Annotated in this window: 12 protein-coding genes and 1 pseudogene; 12 read left to right on the plus strand and 1 reads right to left on the minus strand. The window is 64.6% G+C overall.

Going from position 1 to position 11599, the window contains the following annotated elements; all coding sequences use genetic code 11:
• The first annotated feature begins 55 nt into the window (after window positions 1-55).
• From OIE68_RS04860 to OIE68_RS04905, 10 genes and pseudogenes are all read left to right on the plus strand, one after another.
• Window positions 56-1534 (plus strand): aldehyde dehydrogenase, encoded by a 1479-nt coding sequence (locus tag OIE68_RS04860; RefSeq protein WP_327098188.1) that lies wholly within the window; start codon window positions 56-58, stop codon window positions 1532-1534.
• Between the two features lie 31 nt (window positions 1535-1565).
• Window positions 1566-1922, plus strand: coding sequence for a nuclear transport factor 2 family protein (locus OIE68_RS04865; protein WP_327098189.1), 357 nt, complete (start codon window positions 1566-1568; stop codon window positions 1920-1922).
• Window positions 1923-1977: 55 nt separating this feature from the next.
• Window positions 1978-2988 carry a fumarylacetoacetate hydrolase family protein gene (locus OIE68_RS04870; protein WP_327098190.1) on the plus strand — a complete coding sequence of 337 codons (1011 nt, stop codon included), beginning with the start codon at window positions 1978-1980 and terminating at the stop codon, window positions 2986-2988.
• Between the two features lie 10 nt (window positions 2989-2998).
• Entirely contained in the window at window positions 2999-4204 is a 1206-nt protein-coding gene (locus tag OIE68_RS04875) for a VOC family protein (protein ID WP_327098191.1), read from the plus strand.
• 11 nt (window positions 4205-4215) lie between these two features.
• Entirely contained in the window at window positions 4216-4998 is a 783-nt protein-coding gene (locus tag OIE68_RS04880) for an SDR family NAD(P)-dependent oxidoreductase (protein WP_327098192.1), read from the plus strand.
• A 54-nt stretch (window positions 4999-5052) separates the two neighbouring features.
• Window positions 5053-5760 carry an alpha/beta fold hydrolase gene (locus tag OIE68_RS04885; RefSeq protein WP_327098193.1) on the plus strand — a complete coding sequence of 236 codons (708 nt, stop codon included), beginning with the start codon at window positions 5053-5055 and terminating at the stop codon, window positions 5758-5760.
• A gap of 61 nt (window positions 5761-5821) precedes the next feature.
• Window positions 5822-5947 (plus strand): annotated as a pseudogene (locus OIE68_RS04890) (helix-turn-helix domain-containing protein); the annotation flags it as partial.
• A gap of 278 nt (window positions 5948-6225) precedes the next feature.
• Window positions 6226-6717: a LysR substrate-binding domain-containing protein gene (locus tag OIE68_RS04895; protein WP_327098195.1), complete on the plus strand. Its 492-nt coding sequence runs from the start codon at window positions 6226-6228 to the stop codon at window positions 6715-6717.
• Between the two features lie 80 nt (window positions 6718-6797).
• On the plus strand, window positions 6798-7547 hold the full coding sequence (locus OIE68_RS04900) for an SDR family oxidoreductase (protein ID WP_327098196.1): 750 nt from the start codon (window positions 6798-6800) through the stop codon (window positions 7545-7547).
• A gap of 129 nt (window positions 7548-7676) precedes the next feature.
• On the plus strand, window positions 7677-8675 hold the full coding sequence (locus OIE68_RS04905) for an alpha/beta hydrolase (protein WP_327098197.1): 999 nt from the start codon (window positions 7677-7679) through the stop codon (window positions 8673-8675).
• 139 nt (window positions 8676-8814) lie between these two features.
• Here the strand turns inward: OIE68_RS04905 and OIE68_RS04910 are convergent, their stop codons facing one another.
• Window positions 8815-10050 carry a LuxR C-terminal-related transcriptional regulator gene (locus OIE68_RS04910; protein WP_327101575.1) on the minus strand — a complete coding sequence of 412 codons (1236 nt, stop codon included), beginning with the start codon at window positions 10048-10050 and terminating at the stop codon, window positions 8815-8817.
• Between the two features lie 204 nt (window positions 10051-10254).
• Between OIE68_RS04910 and hxlB the strand changes: the two genes are divergently transcribed.
• Both hxlB and hxlA read left to right on the plus strand, forming a co-directional pair.
• Window positions 10255-10836 (plus strand): 6-phospho-3-hexuloisomerase, encoded by a 582-nt coding sequence (gene hxlB, locus OIE68_RS04915; protein WP_327098198.1) that lies wholly within the window; start codon window positions 10255-10257, stop codon window positions 10834-10836.
• A gap of 48 nt (window positions 10837-10884) precedes the next feature.
• Window positions 10885-11514 (plus strand): 3-hexulose-6-phosphate synthase, encoded by a 630-nt coding sequence (hxlA, locus tag OIE68_RS04920; protein ID WP_327098199.1) that lies wholly within the window; start codon window positions 10885-10887, stop codon window positions 11512-11514.
• Window positions 11515-11599 lie beyond the last annotated feature (85 nt).

Consider the following 11599-nt stretch of genomic DNA (forward strand, 5'->3'; position numbering starts at 1 on the left):
TCGCCGCGAACGCGTCTTACTCCATCGCCTCTGACGACAAATCCAGGAGGACCACATGTCCCTCACCGCCGAGCGGCACACCGACCTCGACCGTCCGCGGTTCTTCATCGATGGGAAGTGGGCCGAGCCTCGTGGAAGCCACACCTACCGCGTGGACGAGGCGGCCACCGGCGAGATTCTCGGCACCGCCGCCTTGGGTGGCGAAGACGATATCGACACCGCTGTCCGAGCCGCTCGGGCCGCCCTCGATCACGGCCCGTGGGGACGCACGTCGGCGGCTGAGCGTGCGGCCGTGCTGCGCCGGTTCGCCGATGCGCTGCAAAAGCGAGCCGCGGACACCGCCACCTTGGTGACGCGTGAGAACGGGATGCCGATCCAGCTCTCACAGCAGGTGAACGGTGGCGCGCCCGCTGCCGTCCTGCGCGTATACGCCGATGTGATCGAGCAACTCGCGTTCGAGGACGTGCGGCCGAGTTCGGTCGGATCGACCATCGTTCGGCGGGACCCAGTCGGTGTGGTGGGTGCGATTACACCGTGGAACTTTCCGCAAGCACTGGCGATGTTCAAGGTGGCGCCCGCGCTGGCGGCGGGATGCACAGTGGTGCTGAAGCCCTCGCCGGAGACGGCGTTGGACGCGTATATCTTGGCCGAAGCGGCGTTGGAAGCCGGCTTGCCGCCGGGTGTGCTCAATATCGTCGCTGGTGACCGGGACGCGGGAGCCGCCCTCGTCGCGCACCCCCTGGTCGACAAGATCGCGTTCACCGGTTCCACGACGGCCGGGCGGGCAATCGGCGAAGAGTGTGGGCGATCGTTCCGGCGGCACAGTCTCGAACTGGGTGGCAAGTCTGCGGCAATTTTCCTGGACGACGGCGAAATCGACACGCTGCTGACCGGTCTGGCTGGCGCCTCGTTCCTGAACAACAGCCAGACCTGCACCACGCAGTCTCGGATCCTGGTGGCGCGTTCGCGCTACGACGAGGTGATCGACGCGGTGGCCGGTTACGTCTCCGCGATGACCATCGGAAATCCGCTCGATCCGGCCGTGACGTTGGGTCCGATGGCGAGCAGCGCGCAGTTGGACCGTGTCCTCGGTTATATCGAGACGGCGAAGAAGTCCTCAGCACGATTGGTCGTGGGCGGCGGTCGTCCGGCCGACCAGGATCGGGGCTGGTTCGTCGAGCCGACCGTGTTTGCCGACGTGGACAACAACGACACCCTCGCCCGCGAAGAGGTGTTCGGTCCGGTCATCGCGCTGATGCCGTTCGACGACGAGGACGACGCGGTGCGCCTCGCCAATGACAGCGAGTACGGGCTCGCCGGGTCGGTCTGGAGTGCGGACGAGGATCGTGCACTCGCTGTCGCCGGGCGGATCCGCACCGGAACCATTGGGCTCAACTATTACCTGCTCGATCTGGGCGCGCCGTTCGGAGGTGTGAAGAACTCCGGCGTGGGCCGGGAGCTCGGGCCCGAGGGCATCGACGCATATCTCGAGTACAAGGCCGTCTACGCCTCGAAGAAGTATCTGGCGTCTTGATCGGCGAAATATCAGAAATGAAAGGGAGTTCATGAGCGATCCAGTCGCCGTAGTCCGTGCCTATTTCGATGCCGTCACCGCCGGTGATCCGAAAGCCGTGGGCGCGCTCTTCGCGCCGGATGCCGAATTGCATAATGCGGCGGGCGTGCTGCGGGGTGCGGCCGCGATTACAAAGATGTACGAAGGCGGGCTCGGCCCCGGCAAGATGAAGCCGAGCCCCGGTCCCTTCGTGATCGATGGTGAGCGCGTAGCCGTCGAGATCGATTTGATGGCCGACGGGAAGCCTCTCGCGCTCGGGGATTTCTTCACCATTCGCGATGGAAAGATCCATTACCTCGCGATCTACAGCCTCAAGCCGGTCGACCCCGCCTTCTTCAGGGAAGGCTGAGGTTCCCAGCGTTTCACCCTCTGCTGGATACTCACGGATATTCTTTAGGAGAACAATGAAGATTGCGGTTTTCGGTCCCCATCGCCGGGTCGGTGTCGTCCATGACGGCGGCATTGTCGACATTAACGGCGCTTACGCGAAATACCTCGCGGAGACGGCCGGTGTCACCCGGCCGCAGGCACGGGCCGCAGCCGTGGTCCCGGCTTCGCTGAATGAATTCATCGAGGAAGGTGACCGGGCTCTCGACGGCGCCAGGGAAGCGCTCGAGTATCTCCTCGAGAATGCGCACGACCATCGCGGAGTGTCGGGCCAGCGGTTGCGTCACCAAACGGACGAGGTCATCCTGCACGCGCCGGTGGAGGGGCAGTCGCGGATCTACGCCGCGTTGGCCAACTTCGCCGACCACATGAACGCCGCTGCGCAGAACTCGGCCTCCGGCGATCTGTCGAAGACCCTCGAGCGATTGCTGGCCGGCGGTCCGAAGTTCTTCCTGAAGGATTCGCGGGCCGTGTCCGCGGACGGGCAGCCGGTGCGTTATCCGGCTCGAACCCAGCGGATGGACTACGAGGCCGAGGTGGCGGTGGTGATCGGAAAGCGCGGTCGTGACATCGCCGGCGGTGACTTCCGGTCGCACATCTGGGGGTACACCCTGCACAACGACTGGTCGGTTCGCGACAATGTTTCCTTCGGCCCCGACTTCAACTACTCGAAGAACTTCGATACGTCGGCGACCGTCGGGCCGTGGATCGTGGTCGATGAGGATATCGACCCGCAGAACATCCCGATCGAATGCCGTGTCAACGGCGAAATCCGGCAGGACGGCAATACCGGCGCCATGGTGCACAGTTTCGCCGCGCTCGGCGAATATCTGTCCCGCGACACCACGCTGTGGCCCGGCGACCTGATCAGTAGTGGCACCCCGAAGGGCACCGCCGCAGATGCCACCGTGCAACTGGCCGACGGCACGTTACCGGACGCGCTCTTCGTGAAACCGGGTGATGTCGTGGAGATTTCCTCCAGTCTCATCGGTTCGCTCCGCAATAAAGTTGTCACCCCCACCGAATAGAGGAATAGTTATGGCCACAGGGCAATTCCCGGTCGGCGGAGTGCTTTACGATCGTCCGTTCAAGATCCGCCGACTCAACCATTTCGGTATCAGCGTGGAAGATACCGGCCGCGCTCTCTCCTTCTATCGAGACGTGCTGGGCTTCTACGTCTCCGACAAGATCGAGTTGAGTGTCGTCGAGCCGGGCGAGTGGATGGACGGTGTTCCAGACACGAACATCTATTTTCTCCGCCACAACAGCGACCATCACACCTTCGTGCTGATGCCGCGTCCGTGGATCGACCAGACCGCGTCCTCGCCGCGTTCCGATATCACCATCAACCAGATCACCTGGCAGGTAGGCAGTCTGCGGGAGGTGGTCGAAGCCCGGGTGTGGCTCGAGTCGACCGGAACCAAGATCAGCCGGTATGGCCGCGACCCCGGATCCAATTGGCACACCTACTTTACCGAGCCCACCGGGCATATCAACGAGCTCGAGTACGGTATCGAGCAGGTGGGCTGGGATGGGTTGAGCAAACCGGAATCAATGTGGCCATGGATGAACGGGCACCCGCCGCTGCCGACCAGTTCCGAGAGCACCGAGATGGCGGTGGCCGCGGTCAAGGGCATCGACTTGAACTCCGGTCACCGGTGGGTCGACGAGCTCCCGAAGACCCATGATGTGGGTGGGGTGCTGCTGTCGCGGCCGTTCAAGGCCGTTCGCATCGGACCGGTCAGCATCTTCGTCGAGGACGTCGAGGCGACCGAGCGCTACTACACCGAAACACTCGGCCTCGTGCCGAGTGAGGAGACCACCGTCCTCGGCCATCGCGTCGTCTTTCTGCGAGCGAACACCGAACATCACAGCATCGGCCTGTTCCCACTGGAACTCCGTGCGGCCCTGGGTCTCAGCGAGAACACCACGCTGCTCTCGTTCGGCGTGCAGGTCGGCTCCTACGAACAGTTGCGCGCGGCGCGGACCTACCTGCTCGAGCGCGGCGTTACCTTGCTGGACCTGCCGCCCGAGATTCACCCCGGTATCGATTACGTCATTCACGCGGTCGATCCCGAGGGGCACGTGATGCAGCTGTATTACTACATGGAACAGATCGGTTGGGACGGCAAGCCCAGGCCAGCGGATCAGCGTCGCCGGGTCGAGCCCGGTGTCTGGCCCGAGACAGTGTCGGCGCTGCCTGACACCTATGCGGGCGAAACCTTCTGGGGGCCACTGGGATGAGAGACCGTGTCGTGCGCGAAAGAACCGCCGTCGTCACCGGCGGAGCCCAGGGTTTGGGTGCGGCCATCGCATCGCACCTCGCCCGGGACGGTTTCGCGGTCGCGCTCCTGGATATACAGGAGGACGCCCTACAGCGCGCGAGGAAGAGCATCGAAAGCAGGTTCCATGACGCCTGGGTTTTCGCCGCCGCCGTCGATCTTTCCCGGCCCGAGGCCGTCGAGCGAGCGTTTCACGAGATCGACTCCGAGTTCGGCAGGATCGATGTCCTGGTGAACACAGCGGGCGGCAGCGGAACTGTCGCGGTGCGCGAGATCGAGGACTTGCTGCCGGATGTCTGGAACACCGTCATCGGTAACAATCTGACGAGCGCGTTCCTCTGTGCCAAGTACGCCGTTCCGATCATGCGGCGCAACGGTTTCGGCCGCATCGTCAACTTCTCCTCGGCCGTGGCGAACGGTTTGGCGGGTCCTTCTGGGACGGTGGGTGCACTCTTGCCGTACGCCGCCTCCAAAGCCGCCGTCAATGGCTTCACCAAGCAGCTCGCCAAGGATCTCGGCGGCAGCGGCATTACCGTCAACGCGATCTCCCCGGGGTTGATCCTGCCGGAAGAAGGCAGGGTCCGGGCGACTTTCGACGCGCTGCCCCCCGAGGCCCGAGCGGCCACCGAGGCGGCGATTCCGGTCGGGCGCACCGGCACCACAGACGAAATCGCCGCAGCTGTCACGTATTTGGTTTCCGAGAACGCCGGATTCACCTCGGGTGCCGTGCTGAGTGTCGACGGCGCCGCTTCCTGATTTCACCCGTCGCCGCCGTGCGGCGAGCGACGTTCGCGAGAATGGAATTGCAGAATGCTCCCTTACCCGTTGGTCCTGCTGCCCGCGCTCGGCGCGGATTCCCGGTTGTGGGAACCGGTCATCGCGCGGATCGCGGACATTGTCGAATCGACCGTGGTGGCGCACGCCGGAGACTCCGTCGAGGCGATCGCCGACAATGTGCTCGCGCGGGCACCGGAGCGGTTCTATCTGGCGGGACTGTCGATGGGCGGCTATGTCGCCCTCGATATCGCACTCCGGCGGACCGGTCGGCTCGCGGGGTTGGCGCTGCTCAACACCTCGGCACGCGCGGCCTCGCCCGAACGGCGGGCCAGCGGGGAAGGCATGATCGAGTTGGCGGAGGCCGGTCGTTACGACATCGCGGTCGAACGATTGGCCAGCGCTGTCGCGCCGCCGGGGCGAGACGATGTGGTCGCGCTCGCGGCCGCCATGGCTCACGATCTCGGGCCGACCGCGTTCCGCGACCAGCAGCGCGCCGCACTCGATCGACACGACCGTCGGGCGGCACTGCCGTGGATCGACACTCCGACCGTGGTCGTTTGCGGCACGGCCGATGGCGTAACTCCGGTCGAGCACAGTGTCGAACTCGTGGAGGGTATTCCCGAGGCAGAGTTGATCACCATCGAAGGCTGCGGGCACTTCTCGTCCGTCGAACAGCCTGCGCGGATATCGGAGATTCTCCGGACCTATCTACTGCGGGTCGGCGCACCCACTGCGCGATAGCATTTCGTGACCGCCGCGTACCCGGACGCGCTGCGCCCGGAACCCGCAAGGACACTCGGACATGCTGGGTGACGATCTACGTTGGTTCACGACCCTGGCCGAACTCGAGCGGGTCGGGGAGACTGCGCAACGATTGCGGATGGCCCAACCCACACTGTCACGCAGGCTCGCCCGGTTGGAAAGCCGACTCGGGCAGCGATTGTTCGACCGCCACGGCAAGCGAATCATCCTCAACGACTACGGTCGCGTCTTCTACGAGCATGCGCGTCGAGCCAGCGCCGAACTCGACGCCGCCGAACGAGCGCTGGCGGAGCTGAGCAATCCCGTATCCGGTGTCGTACGCCTGGCCTATGGCGCTTCCTTCGGTATTTGGCCTGTGCCGCAGCTGATCTCAGGATTCAGGCGACACGCGGGCAATATTCCCGTCACCTGCGTCAGGACGAGTCCGGGGCGGCGGCCTCGCGAGTGCGCGACGGTGCCGCGGACCTCGCGATCGTCTCCCCGGGTCCGCCGGTGCTCGGCCTCGGGTGGCAGCAGCTGTCACAGCAGCGCCTCGCGCTGGCGATGCCCGCGGACCACCGATCGGCGGGACGCCGCCGGATCTGGCTGCGCGATGTCGACGATGCTGAATTCATCGTGCCGCCTTCGGGATTCGACCTGCGTCGGGCATTCGACGAGCTGTGCTCGGCGGCGAGCATCAACGCCCGCGTCTCATTCGAGACCGTGGAATTGGCTACGGTCGCCGCGCTGGTTGCCGAGGGGCTCGGACTCGCGGTGGTACCGATGCCGAGAACGGTTCCCGGAGTGGTCATTCCACGTGATGTGTCCTTCGTGCCGCTGGCCGATGAAGGCGCCGTCCGTGAGGTTGGCGTGGTCTGGTCGACAGGCGCTGTCCATTCCGATGCTGTTCGCGCTTTTCGTGAATACGCCGTTGGATCGGCAGTCGCGTATTCATAAATTGCATAGACTCCATTACCAAAGTAAATAATGTCCTTGTCGGGCTTGTTACGAAATATTCGATTTGTTTTAATTCATAAATGACAATCGCCATAACTGGAACCGCGTCGGGCATTGGTGCGGCAACCGCAGCCGCGCTGGGGGCGGCCGGCCACAAGATCATCGGCGTCGACCTGCGCGACGCCGACATCACCGCTGACCTGTCGGATTCGGACGCCCGAGGTGCCGTCATCGACGAGGTTCTGGAGCGCAGTGGCGGCGTCCTCGACGGATTGGTTCTGTCCGCGGGCCTCGGTTTCAATTTTCCCGATCCGATGAAGGTGATCGAAGTCAACTACCGCGCGTCTCTTGCTCTCCTCGATGGGCTGCTGCCGGCCCTCCGTAAGGGTGAATCGCCTGCGGCTGTGGTGGTTTCCTCGTTGGCTTCCACTCAGATCTCGTGGTCGGAAAACCCTATCGCCCATGGCGCCGAGGTCGAGGCTATCGCCCAAGCGGGCGACAACGGGGGTCTGCTCGCCTATGCCGCTTCGAAGAACGCCGTCACCGTAGGCGTTCGTCAGCGCGCCGCCGAATGGGGGGCGGCGGGCGTTCGCCTCAATACCGTCGCCCCTGGCATGGTCGACACTCCGCTGTTCCAGGCCGGTCTTGCTCATCCCCACTACGGCGAGATCGTCCGCAATTTCACCACCCCTATCGGGCGTACCGGCACCCCTGCCGAAATAGCTTCTCTCATCACGTATCTGCTGACACCGCAGGCCGGTTTCATCCATGGGGCGCAATTCATTATCGACGGCGGGGCCGATGCCGAAACCCGCCCCACCGTTGTCTGATGACTTCGATAGTTCGCCAGGTAGTCCCTTACAGAATTTCAGCATGTTGGCCGCACTTATGGCGGCCGATTTCGTCTGCCGAATGGCGGGTTCCTCCCCGCTGGTTCGGACCGACGCTAAGGAGCACGCATGAGCAGCATCGCCGAGACACCGGCCGTGGTCGGCCCGCCGCCGCCGTTCGATTCCGAATTGGTGGCCCCATTGTCCGCCATCCGTCAACAGCTCTCGCCCACCATGACCGGTGCGGATATCCCAGCGGTGCGTGCTGCCATGGCGGCGATGGACATGAGCGATGAGGAGCTGACCGGCGACGGCGCGTTCGATGTTCGGGTGGTGACTGCGTCCGGACCGGGCGGCGGACCCGAGGTACGGTTGCACGTGTGGCGTCCTACGGCGGTCACCGAGCCGGTGGGCGCGATCTTTTACACCCACGGCGGCGGGATGATGATGGGTAGTGCCCGGGGTTTCGAGGTCCGAGAAGTTCTCACATGGGCTTTCGAACTGGGCCTGGCCGTGGTCTCCGTCGAGTACCGGCTGGCGCCGGAGAATCCCTACCCTGCGCAAATCGACGATTGCTACGCCGGTTTGGTGTGGTCCGTCGAGCACGCGGGCGAACTCGGCATCGATCCCGAGCGGATCATTGTCGCCGGCGCCAGCGCCGGGGGTGGCCTGACGGCGGCGCTGGCGCTGCTCGTCCGTGACCGAGGTGGGTCGGCGCTTGTCGGGCAAATGCTCCTGGAGCCGATGCTCGACGACCGCAGCGATACCCCGTCGGCACATCAGCTGGCCGGACTCGGCGTGTGGGACCGTGGAGCGAATATTCTGGGATGGACCGCACTGTTGGGGGACCTCCGTGGCGGGCCCGATGTTTCGTGCTACGCGGCTCCCGCCCGAGCCGAAGATCTGTCGGTGCTGCCCGCTACGTACATCGATGTGGGCTCGGCCGAGACGTTCCGGGATGAAGCCGTCGCCTTCGCCTCGCGGTTGTGGTGCGCCGGCGTCGCGGCTGAGTTGCATGTGTGGCCGGGCGGATTCCACGGCTATGACGTGTTCGCTCCGCAGGCGGCCTTGTCACAGATCACGAGGATCGCTCGGATCGCGTGGTTGCGCCGTATCCTGCAATTCTGACGAGCGACACTCGACGCATAAGCGCCGGAAGGGTCCGGCCTAGCGCCGCGCTCGGTCCGCAGCGAGGACGTAGGTCTTCGGGTCCCATCCCTCGCTGCTGGACCAACGGCGGTTGTCCTCTACCGCAACGTCTTCGGATTCATTGTGGCGTTGGCTTAGCGAGAATTCCGGCCTGAACGCCGATGGCACCGGCTTCGCCTCGGTTCGCGACGTCGAGCTTCTTGAGCACGCCGGCGACGTGGAACTTGACGGTGCTCTCGCTGATATTCAACTCTGCCGCGATCGCCTTGTTTCGCATACCCGCGGCGAGGTAAGCGAGTACTTCCAGTTCGCGCGGGTTCAACGTCGAGAGCAAGTGTTCGTCCGGGCGAGCGGCGGGGGGATCGAGCGGTATGGCGAGTGTGACCCGTGTGCCCCAGCCGTCGATCGCCTCGATATCGACCTGGCCTCGAAGCGTTTGAATGCGGGCGGAAAGTTGCCGCGCGAGCGCGTTGGCGTCCACTGCACCACTACCGTGATCTCGGACCTCGATGAGTACGTTCGTGCCGTCGCAATCCCAGGCGATGCGGAGGCGTTCGAGTGCAGGCTGCGCGGCGAACGCGAGCACGATCGAGCGGACCATAGCTCTTGCGGCGTGGGCGATTTCGCCGGGGAGTGGCCGTCCATCGGCGGGAGGTTCCACGTACTGAACATCGACGTCCTGATGTCGCAGCAGCGGGCGGAGTTCCCCGCGTAGCCGGGCGAACGCGGTCGTCACCGCCTCTTCGGACAGTTCCCGGTCCGCGTCACCAGCCGATCGCAATGCGATCAAGGCCGCTGAGGCGGTTTCACTAGCGGTGATTCGGGCTCGCCGGTCATCGAGATCGTTGGACCGCAGCGTACCGAGCACCGACGCCAGTGTGGCCTCGTGGACCTCGGTGAGTTGAGCGATGGTTCGGGCTCGCTCACTCGACGCCGCGCGAGATTCGGCGAGATAGGAAGGACTGGCCTGCGCGACTTGCTGTTGGATGGAGGTGGCGACGATCCCGAACGCCGCGTGCACCTCTTTCCACACAGGCGTACGGGTTTGATTCGGCCGTGGTACGAGCAGCAACAGCGTGTCGGACGAGTCCCGAAATGCCCACACCGCACGGCGATCACCGGCGATGGTGGCCTCGCCGTCAAAGAATCCGCCCAGCGGCACGGCTTGATTCAGCGCGCTCAACTCGTCAATGGTCACCCGATCCACGATGTCGGCCGCCCCGGCGACTTTGCGCGGACGCCCCGTGCATTCACGGGTGAAGATCACGAGCGCGCTGTGCGCGCACCAGCCGGCAAGGAAGCGGGAGAACCGATCCGCGATCTCGGGTAGCGGGCCGGAGATAACGTGCCGCATACCGATCCAGGCATCGACCGGCGCGGAACCTGCCTGCGAATGAATTGCTGCCTGGACGCTGACCACATGTCCACAGTATTCCGTGTCCGTACCGCCTGCACTGGTCAACCGGTCAGCGCGTACTCGCCCCCCGGCCAGGTGCTGCGGCCGCCGGCGGACGGCAGCGTTGGCCAGGTAAGAAACGGTTTATCACGGAGGAGGACCATGACCGCCACCGTCGAGCAGACGAGGATGGGGTTCAGCGATGGGCGTCGCATCGTGCTCGAGGAAAATGAGCGTCTACTCAACACAATCGCTGCCGAAGGGTGGGACCACGCGGGCGACCTGATTACCTCTGCCCGTGCGGTTTTCGTCATCGGCAATGGTCGCAGCGGATTGGCTACCCAGATGAGCGCGATGCGGTTGATGCATCTCGGTCTGCGGGTGCATGTCGCCGGTGAGGTCACCGCACCGGCGATCGGCGCGGGGGATCTGCTGATCGCGGTCTCAGGATCGGGCACGACAGCATCGGTCGTCGGGGCCGCCGACATCGCGAGGAAGGTCGGCGCGAAGGTGCTGGCTGTGACCACCGCACCGGAATCCCCGCTCGCACAGCGCGCGAACGAGGTGCTGGTGTTGCCTGCTGCGGGCAAACAGGACCACACCGGTGCGATAACCCGCCAATACTCGGGCAGCTTGTTCGAACAGTCCGTGCTCCTCGCCTTCGACGCGCTGTTCCAAGCGCTGTGGAGCAAGCAGGGCGAGAGTGCCGAAGGCCTCTGGGAACGCCACGCCAATATCGGCTGATCTCGCGTCGGCTGATAGCTACCAACGACTAATCACACAGGAGAATCAATGACCAAGCTTCAGGTTGCCGTGGATCTGCTTACCACGGCCGACGCGCTAGCGCTCACCAACAAGGTGGCGCCTTACGTCGACATCATCGAACTCGGCACCCCACTGATCAAGAGTGCCGGCCTCGGCGTGATCAGCGCGGTCAAGGCCGCGCATCCCGACAAGGAGGTCTTCGCCGATATGAAGACCGCCGACGCCGGATTCCTCGAGGCGGATATCGCCTTCGCGGCCGGAGCGGATCTGGTGACCGTTCTGGGCTCGGCCGGTGACGCCACTATCAAGGGCGCGGTCGAGGCCGGAATCAAGCACGGCAAGAAGGTCGTCGCCGACCTGATCGGTGTGGAGAACCGGGTCGAGCGCGCTCGCGAGATCGCCAAGCTCGGTGTCGCCTTTGTGGAGATCCATGCCGGACTCGATGAGCAGGCCCAGCCCGGCTATTCGATTCGGGCGCTGCTCGACGACGGAAAGCTCGCCGGCGTGGCGTTCTCCGTCGCGGGCGGCGTGACGGTGGACACCGTCGCCGCGGTGCGGGACGCCGGTGCGGAGGTCGCCGTCGCCGGTGGCGCCATTTACGGAGCGGCCGATCCGGCCGCCGCCGCCAAGGCCCTCAAGGACGCTCTCGCGAAGTAGTTCTCGACTACGGCAGCCCCCACCTGAGCAGGCCCTGAGCACCGATTGTGCTCAGGGCCTTTGTGTTTCAGTTGGTCCGATTTCG

The organism is Nocardia vinacea, assembly GCF_035920345.1.
Classification (GTDB): domain Bacteria; phylum Actinomycetota; class Actinomycetes; order Mycobacteriales; family Mycobacteriaceae; genus Nocardia; species Nocardia vinacea_A.